Annotated in this window: 27 protein-coding genes; 20 read left to right on the forward strand and 7 right to left on the reverse strand. The window is 41.3% G+C overall.

What is annotated here, in order from left to right; genetic code table 11:
• The first annotated feature begins 251 nt into the window (after positions 1-251).
• The 17 genes from RSX31_RS16670 to gvpU all read left to right on the forward strand — a co-directional run bounded on the left by RSX31_RS16670 (position 252) and on the right by gvpU (position 10917).
• Positions 252-1262 carry an NADP-dependent oxidoreductase gene (locus tag RSX31_RS16670; RefSeq protein WP_315635241.1) on the forward strand — a complete coding sequence of 337 codons (1011 nt, stop codon included), beginning with the start codon at positions 252-254 and terminating at the stop codon, positions 1260-1262.
• A 594-nt stretch (positions 1263-1856) separates the two neighbouring features.
• Positions 1857-3035: a ParM/StbA family protein gene (locus tag RSX31_RS16675; RefSeq protein WP_315635242.1), complete on the forward strand. Its 1179-nt coding sequence runs from the start codon at positions 1857-1859 to the stop codon at positions 3033-3035.
• Between the two features lie 9 nt (positions 3036-3044).
• Entirely contained in the window at positions 3045-3641 is a 597-nt protein-coding gene (locus tag RSX31_RS16680; protein ID WP_148996271.1) for an uL1 family ribosomal protein, read from the forward strand.
• 392 nt (positions 3642-4033) lie between these two features.
• Positions 4034-4294 carry a gas vesicle structural protein GvpA gene (gene gvpA, locus RSX31_RS16685; RefSeq protein ID WP_060674023.1) on the forward strand — a complete coding sequence of 87 codons (261 nt, stop codon included), beginning with the start codon at positions 4034-4036 and terminating at the stop codon, positions 4292-4294.
• Between the two features lie 50 nt (positions 4295-4344).
• Entirely contained in the window at positions 4345-4836 is a 492-nt protein-coding gene (gene gvpT / locus RSX31_RS16690) for a GvpT/GvpP family gas vesicle accessory protein (protein ID WP_315635243.1), read from the forward strand.
• A 24-nt stretch (positions 4837-4860) separates the two neighbouring features.
• Positions 4861-5334 (forward strand): gas vesicle protein GvpQ, encoded by a 474-nt coding sequence (gene gvpQ, locus RSX31_RS16695; RefSeq protein ID WP_315635244.1) that lies wholly within the window; start codon positions 4861-4863, stop codon positions 5332-5334.
• Between the two features lie 21 nt (positions 5335-5355).
• A complete protein-coding gene (gene gvpJ, locus RSX31_RS16700) occupies positions 5356-5616 on the forward strand; it encodes a gas vesicle protein GvpJ (protein ID WP_034764908.1) in 261 nt (86 codons plus the stop codon).
• Positions 5617-5697: 81 nt separating this feature from the next.
• Complete coding sequence (gene gvpO / locus RSX31_RS16705; protein ID WP_034764910.1) at positions 5698-5964, forward strand: gas vesicle protein GvpO; 267 nt, start codon at positions 5698-5700, stop codon at positions 5962-5964.
• Between the two features lie 28 nt (positions 5965-5992).
• Entirely contained in the window at positions 5993-6916 is a 924-nt protein-coding gene (gene gvpN, locus RSX31_RS16710) for a gas vesicle protein GvpN (RefSeq protein WP_315635245.1), read from the forward strand.
• 14 nt (positions 6917-6930) lie between these two features.
• Positions 6931-7695 carry a GvpL/GvpF family gas vesicle protein gene (locus RSX31_RS16715; protein WP_148970678.1) on the forward strand — a complete coding sequence of 255 codons (765 nt, stop codon included), beginning with the start codon at positions 6931-6933 and terminating at the stop codon, positions 7693-7695.
• A complete protein-coding gene (locus RSX31_RS16720; protein ID WP_148970609.1) occupies positions 7695-7949 on the forward strand; it encodes a gas vesicle protein GvpG in 255 nt (84 codons plus the stop codon). Before RSX31_RS16715 ends, RSX31_RS16720 begins: the two co-directional genes overlap by 1 nt.
• Positions 7950-7959: 10 nt before the next feature.
• A complete protein-coding gene (locus tag RSX31_RS16725) occupies positions 7960-8766 on the forward strand; it encodes a GvpL/GvpF family gas vesicle protein (protein ID WP_315635246.1) in 807 nt (268 codons plus the stop codon).
• 23 nt (positions 8767-8789) lie between these two features.
• Positions 8790-9065: a gas vesicle protein gene (locus RSX31_RS16730; RefSeq protein WP_044340208.1), complete on the forward strand. Its 276-nt coding sequence runs from the start codon at positions 8790-8792 to the stop codon at positions 9063-9065.
• Positions 9031-9315 carry a gas vesicle protein K gene (locus RSX31_RS16735; protein ID WP_148970611.1) on the forward strand — a complete coding sequence of 95 codons (285 nt, stop codon included), beginning with the start codon at positions 9031-9033 and terminating at the stop codon, positions 9313-9315. The genes RSX31_RS16730 and RSX31_RS16735 overlap by 35 nt, the downstream gene beginning before the upstream one ends.
• A 22-nt stretch (positions 9316-9337) precedes the next feature.
• Positions 9338-9667, forward strand: coding sequence for a gas vesicle protein (gvpJ, locus tag RSX31_RS16740; RefSeq protein ID WP_148996483.1), 330 nt, complete (start codon positions 9338-9340; stop codon positions 9665-9667).
• Positions 9668-9682: 15 nt separating this feature from the next.
• The gene (locus RSX31_RS16745; RefSeq protein ID WP_315635247.1) at positions 9683-10495 is read left to right on the forward strand and encodes a YtxH domain-containing protein; all 813 of its coding nucleotides are present in this window, start codon (positions 9683-9685) and stop codon (positions 10493-10495) included.
• Between the two features lie 20 nt (positions 10496-10515).
• Positions 10516-10917, forward strand: coding sequence for a gas vesicle accessory protein GvpU (gvpU, locus tag RSX31_RS16750; RefSeq protein ID WP_148996276.1), 402 nt, complete (start codon positions 10516-10518; stop codon positions 10915-10917).
• A gap of 148 nt (positions 10918-11065) precedes the next feature.
• On the opposite strand, the gene RSX31_RS16755 is transcribed toward gvpU, so the two are convergent.
• The 6 genes from RSX31_RS16755 to RSX31_RS16780 all read right to left on the reverse strand — a co-directional run bounded on the left by RSX31_RS16755 (position 11066) and on the right by RSX31_RS16780 (position 19063).
• Positions 11066-12421 carry a GntP family permease gene (locus tag RSX31_RS16755; protein WP_149154886.1) on the reverse strand — a complete coding sequence of 452 codons (1356 nt, stop codon included), beginning with the start codon at positions 12419-12421 and terminating at the stop codon, positions 11066-11068.
• A 14-nt stretch (positions 12422-12435) separates the two neighbouring features.
• Complete coding sequence (locus RSX31_RS16760) at positions 12436-13572, reverse strand: glycerate kinase (RefSeq protein ID WP_148996278.1); 1137 nt, start codon at positions 13570-13572, stop codon at positions 12436-12438.
• 131 nt (positions 13573-13703) lie between these two features.
• A complete protein-coding gene (locus RSX31_RS16765; RefSeq protein WP_315635248.1) occupies positions 13704-14861 on the reverse strand; it encodes a CdaR family transcriptional regulator in 1158 nt (385 codons plus the stop codon).
• Between the two features lie 279 nt (positions 14862-15140).
• Positions 15141-15398: a GlsB/YeaQ/YmgE family stress response membrane protein gene (locus RSX31_RS16770; protein WP_113969324.1), complete on the reverse strand. Its 258-nt coding sequence runs from the start codon at positions 15396-15398 to the stop codon at positions 15141-15143.
• 72 nt (positions 15399-15470) lie between these two features.
• Positions 15471-16940: a phospholipase D family protein gene (locus tag RSX31_RS16775; RefSeq protein WP_315635249.1), complete on the reverse strand. Its 1470-nt coding sequence runs from the start codon at positions 16938-16940 to the stop codon at positions 15471-15473.
• A gap of 779 nt (positions 16941-17719) precedes the next feature.
• On the reverse strand, positions 17720-19063 hold the full coding sequence (locus RSX31_RS16780) for an MFS transporter (RefSeq protein WP_315635250.1): 1344 nt from the start codon (positions 19061-19063) through the stop codon (positions 17720-17722).
• A gap of 145 nt (positions 19064-19208) precedes the next feature.
• On the opposite strand from RSX31_RS16780, the gene RSX31_RS16785 reads away from it, so the two are divergent.
• The 3 genes from RSX31_RS16785 to msrB all read left to right on the forward strand — a co-directional run bounded on the left by RSX31_RS16785 (position 19209) and on the right by msrB (position 21486).
• Positions 19209-19880, forward strand: a complete 672-nt coding sequence (locus tag RSX31_RS16785; RefSeq protein ID WP_148996282.1) for a haloacid dehalogenase type II — start codon at positions 19209-19211, stop codon at positions 19878-19880.
• A gap of 271 nt (positions 19881-20151) precedes the next feature.
• Positions 20152-20481, forward strand: coding sequence for a CHY zinc finger protein (locus tag RSX31_RS16790; RefSeq protein ID WP_315635251.1), 330 nt, complete (start codon positions 20152-20154; stop codon positions 20479-20481).
• Between the two features lie 60 nt (positions 20482-20541).
• Complete coding sequence (gene msrB, locus RSX31_RS16795; protein WP_315635252.1) at positions 20542-21486, forward strand: peptide-methionine (R)-S-oxide reductase MsrB; 945 nt, start codon at positions 20542-20544, stop codon at positions 21484-21486.
• A 34-nt stretch (positions 21487-21520) separates the two neighbouring features.
• Here msrB and RSX31_RS16800 read toward each other — a convergent pair whose 3' ends face one another.
• Positions 21521-22042, reverse strand: a complete 522-nt coding sequence (locus tag RSX31_RS16800) for a DinB family protein (protein ID WP_187443712.1) — start codon at positions 22040-22042, stop codon at positions 21521-21523.
• Positions 22043-22113 lie beyond the last annotated feature (71 nt).

Here is a 22113-nt window from a genome sequence, read left to right on the forward strand (position 1 = left end):
AATAATAAAGGGGAGCCCGTTTTAGTGCGGGTTCCTCTTCCTCTTTTACCTTCTCGTCTCACTTACCAACGCATGGGTGTTCTCCTCTGAATCCTGAAAAAACACCATCCATGTTTCCATATGATCCATCTAAGCCACAATATAATAATGGAATATAACTCCTGTGCAAGTTCATTGACGGAAGAGAAACATTTATAGATAATATGTTTATATGATTAAACATTTAAACTTTAATTGTAAGGATGATCTATATGAAAGCAATGACCATAAAACAATATGGGAAAACTATTCCTTTAGAACTTACTGACCTTCCGATTCCGGACATGGGAGAACACGATGTTTTAGTGGAGATTCACGCAGCGAGTATCAACCCTATTGACTTCAAGATAAGGGATGGCAAGGTGAAAATGCTATTGAGCTACAAGATGCCATTGGTGTTGGGGAATGACTTTTCCGGTAAGGTGATTCAATCAGGTTCCAAGGTGAGTAAGTTTCAAATTGGGGATGAAGTGTACGGCAGGCCACGCAAGAATCGGATCGGTACGTTCACTGAGTACCTTTCTGTCCATGAAGATGATGTTTCATTGAAACCGGAAAACCTTACGTTTGAAGAAGCAGCGTCCCTTCCTCTGGTTGGTTTAACCTCATGGCAGGCATTCCATGAAATCCTTCAGCTGAAACCGGACCAGAAGATCCTTATCCACGCCGGAGCGGGGGGAGTCGGGACTTTTGCCATTCAGCTTGCAAAGGAAATGGGTGTATTTGTAGCCACAACCGCAAGTGAAAAGGGGTTTGATTTAGTTTCCTCTCTCGGAGCAGATAGAGTGATCAACTACAGGGAAGAGAAATTTGAGGAGATTCTAAACGAATATGATGCTGTGTTTGATACGTTAGGCGGTGATGTCCTCGATCGTTCGTTCCGTATACTCAAGCCTCATGGGAAAATCGTGTCTGTTTCTGCAGTGCCAAACCGCAGATTTGCCGCAGAAAACAATCTTGGTTTCATAAAATGGCTCTTATTTTCTGTAGTTAGCAGAAATATAAGTGCTCTCGAAAAGAAGTTTAACGTAGACTATCACTTCTTATTCATGAAGCCCAGCGGGGAACAGCTGGAAAAAATCAAACATCTTGTCGAAAAAGGGAGTATTCGCCCTGTAATAGACAGGGTGTACTCCCTTGAAGAGGCTCAGGAAGCCGTTCAGTACGTCGAAACGGGCAGAGCTAAGGGTAAGGTAGTCATCCAGGTGAAGAAGCCAATATAACGCAATATAACGCAATATAACGCAATCTAACGAAATAAGACCTGTGAGAGACTTCGGCATGTTGAATGTCGAAGTTTTTTTTCGGTTTTTTGTTATCTTTTCCGTTTAACGAGTCCTTTTTATAACCTATTATTTGTTCAATATATTTGGTAATCTTCATCCTCTTTCATACCTGATAATTTTATTTTCATATCTCTATTATTAGATATTTCTTATTAGCTACATATTATTTATCCCCATTTTCAATGAAAAAAAGGTAGATTCCTAGTTTCACAAAGTAGTAGAATGAGCACAATTTCAAGTAATAATTTGTAAAAAAATCAAAGTTTACAAAAATGTATACTTGTAAACGAAAACGTATACAAGTGTGTACGGAAATGTATACATGTACACAAACAAGTAAACATATTGGTGTGTAAGGATGTGTACAAAAAACGTACACAACGATACAAAAATGTATACAATTCCTCTCTATCTTGACATCAACATTCGATAGAAAAGTAGGATTGACCGGTGAAGAGAAATTGTATACTCTGAGAGTAAGAGTTGAAATTTTATGACAAATTCTTACTCATGAATGAAAGGATGATTTTAATGACGAATTCACGAATTGCAGCCATTGACGTTGGTAATGATTCTCTTAAAGGTATTTTTGGAAAGATGGACGGTGAGGTGAATATTCCAAACGTCATCGCAAGGGATATTGAAGATCGTCCAATTATCGGAATTGAGGAGCTGGATACACAAGACCCACTAGACGGCATACATATCCGTGTCCACTCCCCTACTCTGAAAGATAACAATGCGATTTATCGTGTCGGGAATCTGGCGACGAAGAGCAATAACTCTACTGAACTGGATCCGGGAAGCAGTAAGTCAGAAGAAGATCAAACACTGATCATGCTGTTTGCTTCTATTGCTCTTGATGCAGCACGTAACGACTCTGAATTCAAAAAGAATAATAAGGTAATAGAAGCAAACTATACATTGGGTACGGGTCTTCCCCTTCGCGAAGTTAAGGAAGGTAAAGATGTCGGGTACCGTTCAAGATTATTAGGTTCTGTACACCAAGTAGAGTTCCTGGTAACCCCCCGTTATCAAGGCATCAAAGTGAATATTAAATTTGATGAAGTAAAGGTATACCCTGAAGGCTTCGCAGCATTCATCAACCTTGTAATGGATAACAATCTGAACATCATTAATAAAGACCTTATTGATAAGCGTATCTTAATTCAAGATATCGGTGGCTTATCGACGGATATCGCGGTCATTAAGGACCGAAAAGTAGACGATGATAAAGCCCAAGGTTTTAACCTTGGTGTTTCTGAATCTCTTGAATGGATCCGAGAGGAAATCCGCTCAAGACATGGTATCGAGCTCGACAGCCGACGTGATGTGGTAGAAATCATCACGAAGAAAAATGATCGTAATCATATTATGGTTAAAGGAAGTCGTACAAGCGTACATGACATCGTTGACCGTATTATGCTTGAACTTGCTAAGAAGCAATACCGTCACCTTCGCAATATGTGGCAAAAGAATTCTCAAACGGAAATCTGCTACTTCATTGGTGGGGGATCAAGCGTCCTGAAAGAGTATATCAAGACGCTTAATAACAATCTTGATGGGTATAATATCGACTTCTTTGAAGATGAGAAGGAAAGCATTTGGATGATGGCCAATGCTTATTACAAGCTGATTGCTGACTTCTCAAGAAAGACCCAAAAACAACAAACCCAGAAAGAAGAACAAAAATTAGCGAAAACCAAATAGGGTGATGGTATGAATGGAAAAGGGATGTCGAGGGGACAGCCGATTACGTTTCGAATTCCTTCTGATACACCTGATCATGTATTAAAGCATTTACAAAAGCTAAAGGAAACGGAAAAACGAAATTTCTCCAGTAAAATTGCAGAGCTTGTATTAAATGGAGTAAATGATACGATTTCCAAGCAGAGAGAAGCCATTACAATCCCACTTCCGAAGGGATTGGATAAATCCCAGCGTGACTGGTTGAAGCATGAACACTCAGAAGCGCTGTTGGGGAGTATCGTGTACCAACTGCTTTCAAACCCGGTTCGTACAGCCTCTCTTCTAGCTTCCTTAAGCAGCAATTCGTTGGATATTGATGAAGCGCTCTATCTTCAGGAAGAATCTGCAGCAAGTCACGATTCATCAAGAGAGTGGTCCCTTGATCAAGTGATGGATGATGCACCGGATGAAGATGTAATAGATAAGCGTTCTTACTCTACTGACGAAGAATTGGACAACTTTGATTGGGACAGTGCCATGAAGCCCCAGGAAACCGTTGAAGAAGAACCTAAAGAAGAAACGATGGAAGATCTCTTAGGCGATTTTCTTTCTCAAATGAATAAATAGGAAAAGAACCAGAAGCAAAGCTGAAAAGCGTGATGCTTCTGGTTCTTTTTTTTGCAAAGATTTTTTCATAAAGAATCATTTACACCCTTCCCCCCCGATGAAAATCACATTCTTCCTTTCATTTCAACCCGATTTCTCCTTTAGAAACTGTAATCAATTTGTCTTATTTGAATTATTTTTTCTCCAAAAAACCTTACAAGCCAGATAACTGTAAGAGAGAAATGTTACAAGGTGAAAAAAACGTACTTAAACATGTATAAAAAATGGCAGTTTACTTCAAATGATTTCCACCTCCTGGTTTAGCATAGGTGGAAATCGAGGTAAACACCGATTAAACCGAATATAAAACTTGCACCCAGTCATTGGCTACACCAATTAAGAGGAGAGATTCGATGAGTATTCAAAAAAGTAACGATAGCTCAAGTCTCGCAGAAGTAATTGATAGAATCCTGGATAAAGGAATAGTCATTGATGCATTTGCCAGAGTTTCCTTAGTGGGAATAGAAATTCTTACAATAGAAGCGCGAGTCGTCATTGCAAGTGTAGATACATGGTTACGATATGCAGAGGCAGTTGGGCTTTTAAGAGACGAAGTTCAAGAAGAAGGGTTAGCGAAGCAGGAAAATGAAAGAGGAACAGCGTTTAGCATTTAAACAAGTAAATAAAATATAGTTTTACTATTTTGGTAGAAAAGAGGATGAATATGGCAGAAACAAAAAGCAGTCAACAAGTAGAAGAAAAGAAAAGCACTGAAGAAACCGAAGAGCAAACAGCTGAAAACAGACAATCCATGAATTATGCGATTATCGGAGGAGTAGTCGGGGCTGGTATCGGATTACTTTCAAATCCTGGTACAGGTAAGAAAGTAGTGGACAGTTTAGGGAAGTCAGAAGTGATGAAAGCCGCTACTAAAGAACTGAGAAGATCAGCACAGGAATTCCTGACAGAGCAAGCCATTATTACCTTGAGACAATCGGCTACCGGATATATGAGCAAGTTGGAAGGCGGTTTGCTTGCACCAAAGAAGAAAAAAGAAGAGGCATCGGAAAACACTGATGCCAAGGCAGATAGCGGCGAGAACTCTTCCAATCAATCAGAAGAATTAGAAGAAATCAAAGAAGAAAACAAGAATTTGAATGAGCGTTTAGAACGTATCGAAGAAATGCTTAACAGCTTAGTGGAGTCTAAGAAATAGTCGCATCCCTGAAGGGGGCATTACATGAGTAAGCCGATGAAAAAAGCAGTTGGCAAGATGGCTAAAAAAGCATACGATCACGCTCCAGAGCCTGTGAAAGAGAAAGTGAAAGACACGATGAAAGAGAAAGCGAAAGAAACATTTGTGAACAGTGTTGAAGGCGGTATTCAATCAAAAGCAGGCGAAGCATCCGAGAAGTTAGAGAAGGCAAAAGAGAAAAATGCGGCCAATGTTCATACCAAAGCTGAAGAAGCTAAGGAAAAAGTCCAGGATGTCCTGCTTTCCGTTCGGGAAAAGATAGGAAATGCCAAAGAAGCAGGTGAAGAATTTCAAAAGAAAATTTCTTCATCAAATGATAAACAAACAAAAATGAATGGCGCTGCAAATATTAAAGGAGCAAGTGACATCAAGAGCTCCTTTAACATAAAGAGTTCTACAGAAATCAAAAGTTCAGAAAACATTAAATCTTCAAAAGACATTAAGACGATCTGTTCTTAAACACCGGAAGGAGAATAACAATTGGCTATTCAAAAGAGTAATAATAGTTCAAGTTTAGCAGAAGTGATTGACCGTATCCTTGACAAAGGTATTGTCATTGATGCATTTGCAAGAGTATCTGTCGTTGGGATTGAAATTTTAACGGTTGAAGCAAGGGTTGTCATTGCAAGCGTAGATACATGGTTGCGTTATGCAGAAGCAGTGGGCCTACTTCGAGATGATGTCGAAGAAAACGGCCTTGCTACTCAGCAGAATGAAAGAAGCTCCCAGTTCAGCATTTAAATGGAGTGACAGCAAAAGAATATGTGTTTGAAGGGGGCCATTATTGGCACCCTCCCCCTTCAACTACAGTAGGAGGCAACTATGGTAATCAAAGAAATCATGAATAGTGTGACGGATTTCTTCAATGAACATGTAGCTCCAGTCCATAAGATTACGTCGGTGGAATTGACAGAAGACGAAGGATGGAAGCTTCAAGTCGAGGTAATTGAAGAAAAAGAATATATGAAGAAATATGCTAAAGACGAAATGCTGGGAACATATGATGTTCTTCTCAATAAAGAAAAGGAAGTCACATCATTTAAACGACGGGATATCCGTTACAGAAGTGCCATCGGACAGGAAATGTAGTGGATGAGCGAGTAGGAGGGAATTGTAAGTGACGGTCTTAACAAAACGGATCAAAAAGGATAGCAGGGCATTAATCCAAGACGATGAAACGAAAGAATTGCTTTCGCGCTCATTGCAATACCTTAAAGCTGGATATCCTGTACATTTTACAGGTCCTTCCGGAGCCGGAAAAACGTCTCTTGCTCTGGCACTTGCCAAGAAGAGAAAAAGACCGGTGATGCTCATGCACGGAAATCATGAACTGAATAATAAAGACTTAATTGGTGATTTCACAGGTTATACGAGTAAAAAAGTGGTCGATCAATATGTTCGATCTGTTTACAAAAAGGATGAAAGTGTCACCGAAACATGGAGAGACGGTCGTTTACTGGAAGCAGTAAAGAATGGCTATACCCTTGTATACGATGAATTTACAAGATCACAGCCGACAACGAATAATATCTTTCTATCCATTTTAGAAGAAGGAATCATTCCTTTATATGGATCGAAGCTAACGGAACCTTTTATTCGCGTACACCCGGAATTTGCAATCATATTTACTAGTAATCCTGCAGAATATGCAGGGGTTTATCAAACACAGGATGCTCTCCTGGATCGGTTGATTACCATTAGCGTAGATTACAAGGGAGCAGAACAAGAGGCAATGATTGTATCGGAAAAAGCAAACTTGGTTATGAGTGAAGCAAGAGCGATTACAACACTTGTCTCTACATTACGTGATCAATGTACAAACGAAATGAACGGACCGAGCTTGCGTGCTTCCTTAATGATCGCGAGGCTCGCCATTGAATCAGACATCCCCATAGACGGTAAGGATTCAGACTTTCAACGTCTATGTGTTGATATAGTAGCACACAGTTTAAGCCGATGTATCGATGGAGAAAACCCACAAGAAAAAGCAGAACAACTGATTATAGATGCATGCAAAAGTATGAAGATATCTGAGGAATAAAGGAGAGTTTCATGATGAGTCAGGAAGAAATGGGAATTTATATATTTTGTGCCATCCAGACAGAAGAAGACGATCAATTTGGTTCCATTGAAATCGAAGGTGAGGAACGCGAGACGTTCACGATCAGATATAAGGACGCCGCTATGGTAGCAGCAGAAGTGCCGATGAAAATCTATCATCCTAAGAAGCAGAATTTACTCATGCACCAAGGTGCCGTATCACGGGTGATGGATCAAAAAGATACGGTCATCCCGATCAGCTTCGGGAATGTCTTTAAATCAAGAGACGATGTGCAGGCTCTTCTAGAAAACCTTTATCCTCAGTTCGAAACCCTTTTCCCGGCAATTAAAGGGAAAATCGAGCTGGGCTTAAAGGTTATCGGTAAAAAGGAATGGCTGGAAGCGATGGTTAAAGAAAACCCGCAGGTAGAAAAAATGGCATCAGCCGTTAAAGGGAAATCTGAATCTGCCGCGTATTATGATCGCATTCAGCTTGGAGGAATGGCTCAGAAGCTATTTACTTCCCTTCAAAATGAGGTGAAGCAGGAAGTCTATGCCCCCCTTGAGGAAACAGCCGTATCAGCAAAGGCAAATGACCCTTCAAGTGAAAAAATGCTTCTCAACGCTTCTTTCTTAATTGATCGGGACCAGGAAGAAGTCTTCGATCAAAAGGTGAACGAAGCACATGAAAAGTGGAAGGATAAGGTCGAATTTAACTACACTGGCCCATGGCCGGCATACAATTTTGTCAATATACGCTTGAAGGTTGAGGAAGGCTGATGATTCATAAATTGGTGAGTGCACCAATTAATTTAGTCATTAAAGTCGGCGAAAAGATTAAAGAAGAAGCAGACAAAGAATTATACGACCTTCCTACCATTCAACAAAAGTTGATTCAGCTTCAAATGATGTATGAATTAGGTGAAATTCCTGAGGAAGCATTCCAGGAAAAAGAAGATGAGTTACTAGCACGATATGAAATTGCGAAACAGATGGAAATGGAGCAATGGGAAGAACTAACGAAAAAGAAATAAGGGTGATCAAATGAGCGATTTACTTTATTTATACGGCTTAGTCCCAACAAAAGAAGCAAATGAAAAATCTCTTCCCTCCATGAAAGGATTCGATGGAGAAGGTGAACTTTATACAATTGAAATCGGTGACGTGACAGCAATTGTCTGTGATCTGCAACCGAATGAATACTCAGAAGAAACCATTAAGGACAAAGTCGATAACGACATGGACTGGCTTCAGGAAAAGGCGTTTCATCATCACGAAACCGTTCTGATGGTTTCAAAGATGTATACCATCATTCCCCTGAAGTTCTGTACATTGTACAAGAACGAGGATAGCCTTAAGTCCACGATAGAAGGCAGTCGAAACAAGCTGGAAACGACCTTTACTCAGCTGGATGGCAATGAAGAGTGGAACGTCAAAATCTACTGTGACGATAAGCTGCTGAAGAAGCAGGTAAGCGAAAGCAATCCGTCTATCGAAGCCAAAAGAAAAGAAATCAGTGAATTACCAAAGGGCAGGCAGTTCTTTGAAAAGAAAAAAATCGATCAGCTGATTGATCGGGAGCTTGAAAACGAAAAGAATCGACTCTGTGAAGAGGTTCATGAAAAGCTGAAGGAACATTCCCTCCATGGAAATATCAAAAAAAATTGGAGTAAGGATGTAACAGGCAGACAAGAACATATGGCTTGGAATAGTGTGTTTCTCCTTCCAGTATCCAATGTTGATGAATTTGTAGATGAAATTAAGCAATACGAGGAAGAACTGGGACACGCCGGTTGGAAAATTGAAGCATCCGGCCCTTGGCCACCTTATCATTTTTCTAGTTTTTCTTAATCACAAAACAAGGAATGAGAAATATGACAGTAAGAGAATCGATAGAAAACAAAGATATTGCACTTATAGACATATTGGATGTCATTCTCGATAAAGGTGTGGCGATAAAGGGAGATTTGATTATATCCATTGCAGGTGTCGATCTCGTGTATCTGGATTTGAGAGTGCTGATTTCCTCAGTTGAGACATTGGTTCAACACAAGCAAGGAACACGTAAAACGGTAACGTCCGATCAATTCGATAAAGAAAGGGAGGGATTGATTCATGCCACAGGCCAGCGGGACAAATGGGCGAATTAATTTCGACCCGGAAAAAGCAGAACAAGGCTTAGCGCAACTTGTATTGACCGTTGTAGAACTATTAAGGCAAATCGTCGAAAGACATGCAATGAGGCGTGTTGAAGGCGGTACTTTAACGGATGAACAAGTGGAGAATCTGGGCATTGCCCTTATGAATCTCGAAGAAAAAATGGAAGAGTTAAAAGAGGTATTTGGTCTTGATGCAGAAGACTTGAATATAGACCTTGGTCCTTTAGGGAGCTTAATGTAAGGCCGATTAGGGAGGTTACATGATGGGAATGGAGCATCCGGTACAATCCAACACAATAGTGGATGTATTAGAAAAGATATTAGATAAAGGTGTGGTCGTAGCAGGAGATATTACGGTGGGAATTGCCGATGTCGAGCTGCTTACGATTAAAATCCGCTTAATCGTTGCTTCTGTAGATAAAGCAAAAGAAATAGGCATGGACTGGTGGGAAAATGATCCTTACTTAAGTTCCAAAGCCGCAGATAACAACACGAAAGCACTTGAAGAGGAAAATAAGAAATTACAGGAACGATTGGAATCACTTGAAAAGAAACTGGATACGAACCGTCTGAACCAGGCGGAAACAAACTAATTGGAGGTTTTACCGATGGCAGAAAAAAATACGCAAAACACGACAGTTGAGAATCAAGGACAAGAAAAGGATTCAACAAATGAGAATAAAACAAGAAGAGGCGGCCCTATTAAGAGAACCGTAGCTGGAAGTCTGTTGGGAGCAACTGTAGGGTATCTGGCAACACCTGAAAATGGAAAAAAACTTTTAGATCGTATCGATCAAGAGAAAATCAAAAGCAAAAGCCTGGACTTTGGGAAAGCAGCAAAAGAAAGATCCAGAAAAGCTGCTGTGTCACTAAAATCTTCAACAGCCAACTTGTTTAAGCGTGATAAAGATGAGGAAGCGTCTGAAGACACGGAGACTGACGTGAATTCAACTGAAACGAACAGTTCTGAAGATGAGTCGAACCAGGACTATGACGCCCTTAAACAAGAAAATGAGGAACTTCAGAACCGCTTGCAGCAATTAGAAGAGAAAATGAATCAAATTGCCGCGACTCGTGAAGATGGAAGTGATGACGAGGAAGACGAGGATGAAGAAGAAACCACTTCTAGAAAGAAAGCTTCTAAAAAGTCCAAAGAAGAAGCGACAGATGAAGAAGAAGACGATGAAGAAGACGAAGACACTAATGAAGATGAAAACGAAGAAGACGATGATGATAGCGACGATGAGGAAGAAACTTCAAGCAAGAAGAAATCAAACGGTAAGTCAGGTTCAAAGGGTAAGAAGCGTTCTACCCGCAAGACAAACGCTAAAAGTAAAAAATCTGCTAAAAAAGATGATGATAAAGACGAAGATCAAGAAGAAGATACAACACTCTCTACCGAAGACGATACAGTAGCTTAACGTAAAAAGGAGATGTGAAAATGAGTTTAGAATCAGGTACAGGGAAGGATAGTATCTTAGAATTTTTTGTACAAGCATCAAACAAGCATGACTTTTCATTAGACATCACGTTAAACGTCAAAGGAGCCGTCATAACAGGTACTCTCGTTTCTGCAAAGGAATACTTCGACTCATTAAGTGAAACCTTTGAGGATGGCAGTGAAGTGGCCCAGAAGCTTAGTGAGGAGCTGGCGAAGGCCGGAGAGTCAGTAGATGAAAACCAGAGCGCTGAAGCCCATTTCATTCATTTGAAGAACACCAAGGTGTACTGTGGCGACAGTAAGCCAACCCCTTCCAAAGGGAAAATCATGTGGCGTGGGAAAATAAGCGAGGTTGACGGTTTTTTCTTGGGGAAGATTGCAGAATCGAAAAGTAGTAAATAGCACTAAAAAAGCAACCAGGTACAGTAACTGGTTGCTTTTTTGGTTCTTGAAATGTACGGGTAAGTAATTATTTCCCGGGGAGGATTTACCCTATTCGACAAAAAACTCCTTTCAATTTATTGGAAAGGAGTAGGTGTGATTGACCTAGTTACACAAGGATGACCCATAGCAGTAAAGTGAATACAAGAGCCGTTAAACCCTGAACCAGCGTAGCTGCAGTTTGCGCCTTATAAGCATCTGTGACTTTCATTCCGCTGAATTGGGTTACAACCCAGAAATAACTGTCATTGACATGACTGACTGTCATAGCCCCTGCACCAATGGCCATAACGACTAAAGCAAGAGGCACGGCTCCATCAATCCCCATTTGTGGAAGTAATGGAGCTATCAGGGATGAAGTAATGACAAGTGCAGCGGTAGAAGATCCCTGAGCCGATTTTAATAGAGCTGCAACAATAAATGGAATGAGTAAGACCAGTGCACCGGAAAGTAATCCCCCGTCGGCGATTCCTTGAATCAATTCAGCAACGGGAGTCGCCTTGATAACGGAACCGAATGCTCCTCCTGCGCCTGTGATTAATAGAATATTGGTTGCATCTTTCATACCTTGAGTTACCCAGCCATTCAGGGTTTCTTCATTCCATTTCGGCATGAGGGCAAACGCAGACAGGACACCTATAAGCAAAGCAACAACAGGGGAACCGATGAATAAGAGAACATCCGCTGCTCCGCCTTTCCATTGAAAGAAGCTGACGACTGATCCTGCACCAATCAATAGGATGGGAAGTACAATCGGAGCAAAGGATTTGAACGTTGAAGGAAGTTCCCCAAAGGATTTGACAATCTCATCATAATCCAGATCCAGTTCTTCTTCACCCTCGATTTCAATTTTACTTGCGACCTTAATGGCCCAAAGATAACCTGCTAGAATCGTAGGAATGGCTACAATCAACCCGATTAAAATAATGGTTCCTAAGTAGTCGCTGGCACCGATGTTTCCAGCTGCGGCAATAGGGCCTGGAGTGGGCGGTACCAGAGTATGGGTGGCATATAACCCCGTTGCCAGTGCAACAGACATGGAAGCTAAGGCTACTTTTGCACGCTTTGCCAAAGCTTTTTTTAAGCTTGAGAGAATGACGTATCCGGAGTCGCAGAAGACAGGGATACTCACAATGGCACCGATTAGGGACATGGCCAGTTGAGGTCTCTTTTCCCCCACTAAACGCAGAACCACTTCTGCCATTCTGAGAGCGGCACCTGATTTCTCTAGAATCGTCCCGATAATGGTACCGGCAACGATGACGATACCAATATACCCCATTAACCCTCCAAACCCGCCGTTGACTGCTTCTACGACTGTATTCAGTGGTAAGCCTGCAAATATACCAACCAAGAACGCGGCAAACAATAACGATAGAAAAGGCTGAAGCTTCAATTTTGCCGTTGTGAAAATGATAAATCCTACCCCTAATACAATAACCGTAAATAACCAGATTCCTGACATAAGATTTTCCCCCTTTATCTTTCTCCCTTTGTTACGTGTAAAATTCGTGCGATGTTCCTTGTTTCATGGTAAAGCAGTTCTTCAGCCCGACTGATGCTCTCAGCAAGGTCAATTGGTCCAATGGCAATGGAATGACAGCTGGTAAAGTCTTCGTATAAAGTTTGATAACCTTCTCCTAAGCTCCCTGCAATAAGTGATACTGGAGTTTGATGCTGTTTTGCGATGGTTGCAATATAGGAGGGTAGTTTACCAAACAATGTTTGATGATCACTTTGTCCTTCACCGGTGAGAATCCAATCAGCCTCCCGAATGGCAGTTGAAAGATTGGTCGCTTCAGCAACCAGCTTTGCTCCGGATTCGATTGTTCCGTTTAAATGCATAAAGGCAAAGCCAAGTCCTCCGGCCGCACCGGCACCTTTCGTATCTTGAAAATCGATTCCTTTTTCTCTTTTAAGTAATTGACTGTAGTGAAGCAGCTGTTGATCAAGCTCCTTCACCTGATCTTTATTGGCTCCTTTTTGTGGACCAAATACAGAAGAGGCTCCTGTTTCACCGCATAAAGGGTTCTCGACATCTGAAGCAATGTGAAAGGTACACTCTTTTACAAGGGGATGAAGGCTGCTCCAGTCCACTTTGGAAATGAATCTCAGATCTTTTCCAAAGGACCCGACAGCGATCCCTTCTTCGTCATAGAAGCTGACGCCGAGTGATTGCAGCATTCCGAACCCTCCATCATTCGTCGAGCTTCCGCCTAGAGCAATAATGAAGCTTCGGTAACCTTCTTCTATGGCTGTTATAATAACTTCTCCAATCCCATACGACGTTGTGTAGTAGGGATTGCGTTTTTCAATCGGCACCATTGGTAAGCCTGCAATGGAAGCTATTTCAATAACGGCTGTCTTTTGATCTCCTGACACACCGTACTCAGTGTGAACTTTTTCTCCTAAGGGACCGGTTGCGATCGTTTTTACTTTTTTTCCTCCCGTTGCGTAAATTAAGGTCTCAAGCGTTCCTTCGCCACCATCGGCCATGGGGATGACGTTCGTTTTAAAGCTCGAAGATTCATCAAGAAAGGCTTTTTCCATAATGGTTCCAACCTCGAGTGAGCTTAAACTTCCTTTAAATGAATCGGGGGCAATAAGAATATTCATAGCGGCTCCTTTTTTCAGAAAATATAATCTATTCTTTTATTTAACCAATTTAGGTAAGCGGTTACAATGTGGATTCATCTAAACAATTCTTCATAAAATGAAAAAAGATTGTGCATGTGCACAATCATATTTTACAACTCTTTATTCATTTCCTGGATAATTAGGATAAACCGAAGTAATATGGCGTCATCAAATTGCCGTGGATTTAGACCTGTCAGTTCCTCGACACTTTCAAGCCTGTACAGGAGGGTGTTTCGGTGAATATGTAATGAGTTCGCCGTTTCTTTCATGTTTAATTGGCAATCGAATAATCGTTGTAATGTATGTCGCAAGGTGGTACTCAATTGAAGGATTCGTTCATTATAACGGTCCATAAATTCCTTACGTACATCAATGGGGATTTGCTTTATGAAATCCATGATCCCCCATTCCTGGATATGAATATAGCCGGTGAACTGTGGAAAGCGTTCCTGTAATTCTAGGGAGTTGTGTGCTTCCAAATAAGATTTTCTGTACCCGCTAACTCCTGAATATACATTGCCTACAGCCGTTTTCACCTTGACATGCTTTTCCTGTAAATGGTGTTGCAAACGTTTTGCCAGAATTATCGCTTCTTCCTCAGAGGGGCAAATACTTGAAGGGATTCCTATGACGCAGTGGGAGTCGGTAATGAAGGATTGAAAGTGCACCTTTGGTAATTGAAGCTTCATTCTCCTTAATAGCTCTTCTTTGACCATTGGTAAAGGAAGGTTGGTTGTTGAGTGAGCGGATAAGTCGTCAAACTGAACCAACAAAATGTGAACGTTTTGGCTCGTTTCAAGATGTAAGTAGTGATGAGCAAATGCTTCATTTTTTCTTTCATCAAAATAATGAGGGTGTACCAAATCTAATAACCAATTATCCATTAATGTTTTTTGATGCTGCAATTGATTGTGGAAATGAACCTGTTGAAGCATGACTTCAACGGTGATTTTCACGATTTTCACAAACTGATCTAATTCATGTGGAGAACCTGTAACCCCAACGACGCCGATCATTTCTCCCAGGAACTCAATAGGGAGGTTGATGCCTTCTTTCGAACCATGATACTTACCTAAGTCGTGTTCAGAAATGATTAATGGTCTTTTTTGTTTGAGGACATACAGAGCCCCTTCATGTACTTGATTCATACGTGTAGAATCAGTGCTGGCAACAATCACGCCGGTCTCGTTCATAATATTAATATTAGTACTAACGATGGTTTTTAATTTTGAGATGATTGGATAAGCTAATTCTTCTGTTATATGCATGTGAAACACCTCGTCATTCGTCATGCCTTTATTCTAGCATATGTTTTCATTCTGCATATTCGGGTATAGATTACTATACAAAGGAGGTTACCTGCATGAAACGTTTAATTGGAAGACTGATCAAATGGGGACCTATTATTTACCCGTTTTATAAGAAGTACCGGAATAAAAGAAGACATAAGAAATCGATGACGTATTAAGAGGGCAGCCAACATTGGCTGTTTTTTTTATCTTTAAGGACAAATGAAAAACCCCTGGAATCCAGGGGTTTCAGTGTTTTTAATGAGTAGTCTTTCTCATCCCTCTTAGCAGTAAGCTTAACAGGAATACAAAGATGATCGCTCCGAGTAAGGCTGGAATGATGGCGATTCCTGCAAGGGATGGTCCGAAGCTTCCAAGGAGCTCTCCGCCGATCCATGCACCGATAATACCTGCGATGATGTTTCCGATGATTCCACCAGGAACGTTTTTACCTAATATAAGACCAGCTAACCAACCTATTATTCCACCTACGATTAAGTACAAAATAATACCCATCTTTCTAACCTCCATGTAATGTTTTTTGTATGTTGTTACTGATTTAATTCCCTTTTAGTGTGGAATTAAAACCTAATAGGTGGTCACTTGGAAGATTTTTTGCAAGATATACATGACATATTTAAAGGCAGGCAGCTTATCCTGATATTCCTCATATTTAACGGTGTAGGTGCCATCTTTGTTGTTCCAGGTACGGTTAAAATACTGATCAATATCTGACATGGTTTTACTGTCATTCGGTGCCACAATCTTTATATTTTCTTCTAAGTTATAATCATCTAAGTTTCTCGATGTGTAATTACTGGATCCTCCGATAACGGTACTCTCTTTCGCCCCTTTTATATAAATGAACTTAGTATGGTATTGTTCCTTATTGGTGTTGTACCAGCGAATCGTAATATGGTCATTGTCTAAGTTGTGCAGTTCTGAAGCGATTGGCAGGTTGGGTAACCCTATCTTTTCTTGACCGAAGGCATTCTGATTAGGGTCTAGTACTAATCGTACCTCTACTTCACGATCAGCCGCATTCCCTATGGCATCGATAATGTCACGATCTGCAAGATAGAACATCCCGATCCATACTTCATCCCCTTTCTTTGCTTTATTCATAGCATTGACGACACTTGTTTGAACTTTCTTTTCTGTAAGGATCTGTGCTTTAACGGAGGTCTCCCCAGGGGAAAGCTTTTTAATAGACTGATCTAAGTCTTCCTCAGTAGGGAATGCCTCTACGTTCCCCCCTGAAAATGCTGCCACTGCCTTCTCGGCTTTCACCATGTCCTTAAGTATTTCCCCTTTGACCTTGAAACCTATATTTGAGTGAAAACCGCTGGCGTCATGGGGGTTGGCGGAAAGAATAAGTCCCGCGTTCTCTGAAATGACGACTTTTCGATGATTTGCTTTTACATTTAATAATTTCAGATACGATCTCATGGTTACCTTGGGTGCAGATGAAGCCATGGGATTGGGGAGCCAACCATAGCCATCCTGACCAAACCAGCCTAGAGCAGTTCTCCAAACCCCTGAGTATAAGATATTGGGATCTCTGAGGCGGTTTAAATCGGTATAAATGACTTCAGCCCCAAGGTCTTCTAAAGGTTCCAATTGTTCAGCTGTATGGGATCCATACGTGGTATTGACAACATCACTGATGAAGATTACTTTCAGATCAGGCTTCTTTTTCATCTGTTGTTGAATTTTTTTCGATAACTTTTCACTGATTTTAGGGTAATCACGATCACCTTTTGTGTAACCATTCACTAAAAATAAGTCCAGAATAAGAAAATCTTCTGCTTCTTCTATCGTTTGATAGACTTCATTAAAGATCGAATGGTCATATTGCTCTTTCCCGTCTTTTTGGTATGTAAGGTCGTATAGGAACTCAACATCCTTTTCTGGTATGGTATAGGTGTTGCCAGCGTAGGATATCCCTGGGGGTAACGGCTTTACCCGGTGGTAAAACATGACGACGGTAAGGGTCAATACGATGATCCCTCCGATCCACCATCTTTTCTTCTTATACCACTTTTTCTTTGTTTTCAATTGAATTCCCCTGTTCTACTGTTTTTTTCTTACTATACCCTTAATGGTAGCGGAGGAATCCATGAAGGCTAAGATGAGCACGATTTTTTTACAAAGCTCTTTTCGCAAAGATTGTTGTTTTCTAATATAGAATCTGCGAGGGCTCTGTCAACCAGTTTATGCTAGATAGTGAGGGGAACTGCTCCCTTGCAGCTAGCGTTCGGCCGAGACTCCTCAGCTTACCCGAACGGGGTCTCAGCACGCCCGTACTTCTGCAGGAGTCTGCGCTGTTCCCCTCTCGATATTTAACAAAATTTTCTCTACGGAGCTTCAAGGTGTGCAAGAAAACAAAGTTACTAATAAAATTCTTCTTTCTTATAAGATAATCAATCTCTACTTACCTTAAATGAGATTGTTTGCTAAAATTCTTGTTTTAATTGTTTTCCATTTAAGGATTCATGCTTAGAAAGTTGATCCTCGCTGCAGGATGCTCGACTCCTGCGGGAATAGCTGGACAGTACGAAAAGCGGAGGGGCTTTGCCCAGGGGCGACAAGCATAAGACGAGTCTGCCGGAAAGGCGCTCTTTGCCTTTTTGGCAGACTTGGCTTATGACCTCGAGCCCCTAAGCCCCGTAGCTGGACAGGTGAGACCCCGGAGGCTCACCGCCAGCCCCGCGGAAAGCGATCATCCTGTAGCGGAAATCAACTATTACTTTCTCCCTCTACAATAAGCTACAATTTTTACGAAAAGAGCCTTTTATAAAAAATAGGTCCAGGCAAATATCTGCCTGGACCTGATCTTATTGATCGTTGATTCTTTGGCGGTATAAAAACAATAGAAAAAGGGATAACGTCATTAATACGATCAGAACAAGGAATGTATTCTGAAAGGAATCCACAGGGAATTCTGCTCCGCCCATCTCGACAATGATTCCTCCCAGAACAGAACCAGATGCACTGCCTACGAAGTGGGTAAGCTGTTTCATGCCGATTCCTGAAGCAATCAGCTCTTTACTCATCACCCGGGATACTTCGTTGGTCGAGCTTGACGATAGACTTGAGAAGCCAAAGCTCGTAAACATATAAGCCAGCATAATCATGTATTCGCTGTGGGGTGATAAGATATAAAAGATGACGGTTGAAATGATCAGAAGGATATGTGCAAGGACCATCACCTTCATATTTCCATACCGATCAATCAGTCTTCCTACATAAATAGCTGCCACTGCCGACAGCATCGCACCCGGAAAGATAATGAATCCGACCGCTGTCGGGTTTTTACCAAATACATGCTGAAGCATAAGAGGCATGACGATTAGAATCGCAAAGTGAGTGGCGAAACCCAGGAAACTCATATATAAAATCTGACGGTATCCTTTGTCCCGTATCAAGCTGGGTTGTATAAAAGGTAGTTCGATCTTATGGATCCGAATCCACAGTCCTCCAAAGAATACAACGGCACCTGCGAAATAATACCAGTCGAAAGTTGAAATAAACAGCAGAAAGAACGTAATCCCGATTCCGGTTAAAAGGCCTCCCCATACATCAAAGTACCCTTTCCTGTTCGTCTCATCCGGCAGGAAGCGGTTTAGTACAGGAATCATTCCAAGGACACATAACGTGATTAGAAATAAATAGTTCCAACTTAAATAATCGGTAATCACGCCACCTACGACCGGCCCTAATCCAAAGCCCAGGGAAGAAGCTGAGGCAATCATAGCCAATGCCCGGCCGCGTCTTGCCATCGGGACAAAACGTCCGGCAAACACCATGGATAGACCGGGGATGGCTGCAGCACCTGCCGCTTGGAATAAACGGGAGAGCAATAGCCAGGTAAAGCTATGGGCAAAGAAACCTATGAACGATGCCAGCCCGAAAATGGAAATGCCCAGGATAAGCAGCCTCCTGATCGGAATGTAGTCTGCCAGGCGCGTATATGTAATGGTGCAAATGGCGAGTACGATGGAGTATCCCGATACAATCCAGGCTCCTTCAGAAGGGGCTAAAGAGAAATCCTTTAAGACATTGGGGAGTGCTACATTAAACATGGTGGTATTCATGACAACCAGCCAGACGGTTAAGCTCAAAAGCAGAATCGTCTTTGTATAGGAAGGAGATGCCTGTGCATGTGGTTCTGCAATCATTGTGACCACCTCCATAATATATTTAGATACTCGAAGTAATATATCATAAAAAGCATGGATGTGAAATGAATTCGCTTATATGTGGAAAAGTTTAATTTATATAAAATGGTCTATTATATAAGAAGAATGGAAGAGGAGGATACGTATGTCAAAACTCAATATAAAGGCTTTTGTGTTCGATGCGTATGGAACACTTTTCGATGTTCATTCCGTCATTGAAAAATGTAATGAACTCTTTCCTGATAAAGGGGAGGAAATCAGCCAGGTGTGGCGCAAGAAGCAGCTTGAATATAGTTTTTTACGTCAATTAATGGGTACGTATACGACTTTTTTTACAATAACGAAAGATGCTCTCCATTATGCGGCTAAGCAAGCTGGAGTTGACCTTACTGAAGGAAAAGAGAAGGAATTGCTGGAGGCTTACTTGGAATTAGACCACTATGAAGAAGTAGGGAGTGTGTTGCAAGAACTGAAACCTTATCAAAAAGCCATCTTTTCCAATGGTTCACTGGATATGCTTTCTCCTCTCGTTGAGCAATCTTCCTTTGGGCATTTACTGGATGAGGTTTTGACTGTTGATGAAGTGAAGCAGTTTAAACCGACCCCGATGTCTTACCAGCTCGTACTTGAAAAGCTTGGGGTCAGAAGGGAAGAAGTACTGTTTATGTCTTCTAACCCATGGGACATTGCAGGAGCGACGAACTTTGGATTCTATACGGCTTGGATCAATCGTCAGGATAAAGTGATGGATGAATTAGGGGTCAAACCACACTTTGAATACAGAAATTTAACCGGAATTCTGGAACATATGAGTTAAGAAAAGGGGCGGACGTTTATGCCCCTGCTTTTTTTGTGCAATGAATGGACCACCGTGCCTTTGCTTCTACAATATTTTTTTCTACATTGAGTTTCGAATGCTATCAACTTCAATAATCTTCCCCCTCCCTTTCTTTTAGCATTCATTGTATAGTACAGATAGATTAATAGACTAAGAATGCATCGATGGTAGATGACTAGTTTCATTTTTTTGTAGGAAAATCGGCTTTGTATATCGAAATCTACTACGTAATTAAAAGGGAGGATGGAACATGCCTGAAAAGTTGATTCCTGTATCTGGCGTAGAAGTGGACTCTAAAACGAAATGCAAACATTACCGTACCCCCAAAGATATCATCGCAATTAAATTTAAGTGCTGTAACACGTACTATCCTTGTCATATATGTCATGACGAAATGGCAGATCATGATCCGATCCTTTGGTCAAAGAACGAGTGGAATACGAAAGCGATTCTTTGTGGAGAATGTAAGAATGAGTTAACCATTTTACAATATATGAATTGCCAATCGGTTTGTCCTCATTGTCGAGCATCCTTTAACCCGGGGTGTCAGAGTCATTATCATCTTTACTTTGAAGGATGAATTTAGGGTAAGAAATCTATAACCGATGAGTGTTTCACGTGAAACGAAAGAGGTGATGAAATGGAACATGCGACTTTTGCAGGAGGCTGTTTCTGGTGTATGGTCGAGCCTTTTGATGAACAGGAAGGAATTGAGCGTATTGTCTCCGGATATACAGGAGGTAAATCCGCAAATCCAACATATAAAGAAGTGATCTCCGGGGTAACAGGACACTATGAAGCTGTACAAATCACGTTTGATCCTAATCAGTACCCTTATGAGAAACTGCTGGATCTATACTGGAAGCAAATTGATCCGACAGATTCAGGGGGACAGTTTAAAGATCGGGGTGACTCCTATCGAACAGCCATTTTTTATCATAACGATAATCAAAAAAAACTTGCTGAAGATTCAAAACGAAAATTGGAGCAGAGTGGTATTTTCACGAAACCTTTGGTGACGAAGGTTCTCCCTGCAAGCGAATTTTATCCTGCTGAAGATTATCATCAGGATTTCTATAAGGAAAATGCCTTCCGATATGCTTTATATAAGCGTGGATCCGGGCGGGAAGATTTTTTGAAGGAGTATTGGCCAAATGATCGAGCCCATTTAAAGGAACAGCTAACAGAAATGCAATACTTTGTTACCCAGGAAAATGGAACAGAGTCACCTTACGAAAACGAGTATTGGGATAACAAGGAAGAAGGTTTATACGTTGATATCGTTTCGGGTGAACCTTTATTCACATCCAAAGATCAGTATGATAGTGGGTGCGGCTGGCCAAGTTTTACAAAGCCTGTCATGGATGCAAGCGTCAAAGAACAATATGACCTCTCTCATCGTTCTACAAGAGTGGAGGTAAGAAGCAGGGAAGCTGATTCTCATCTCGGGCATGTGTTCACAGATGGACCCGGTCCTAAAGGTCTTCGGTATTGCATCAATTCTGCTTCTTTACGATTTATTCCCAAGGGTAAGTTAGAAGAAGAAGGGTACGAAGATTTTTTAATTTTGTTTAAAGGCAGATAAAAAGACACGGCAGCGTAGGAGCCGCCATGTCTTTTTATCTTTCTATCTTTTCTTCAACTTTCTCCCAAAGGTTTTCAATTCCTTGTACACGCTTAATAGACGTTATGGTTCCTTGATGTAAGCCTTCATGCCAGTTAGCGAAGGAAAGAACTTCACCTAAAGTGGTAAACGTAGTATGTTCACCAAGAACAAACGGCTTCTCTCCTGTTTCGTCCAAGCGACCGGAGAATGCTTCTTTCATTCTTTGCGGTTGTGCCTCCAATTTCTCACGAAGTTCCTTCAGTGTGGGAGGTGTGAGTGTATTCCAGGTGTCTGGGCTCGTATTGAAGCCAAATAGCTCCCCATATTCAGGTGGAAGTGTTTTACGGTCGATTTCCCCTGCAAAGGAGTATAACAGGTTTTCCTGAGACAGTAGAATATGTCCTAAATTCCATCGGATTGAATTTCTGAATCCAGGAGGCACTTCATCCGCCTGCTGTTCCGTTGTCGCATCGAGAGCAGCCAGTGTTCGAAGCCGGATGAATTCCATTTGTTGAAATAACATTTGTTCTTGCATCATTCATTCCTCCTAATCAATTTCTCTATAACGTATTCGAGGTTGGGAGAGAGATTCCTCTACGGAAAGAT

The sequence above is a fragment of the Rossellomorea yichunensis genome (genome assembly GCF_032337515.1).
Lineage (GTDB): Bacteria > Bacillota > Bacilli > Bacillales > Bacillaceae_B > Rossellomorea > Rossellomorea yichunensis.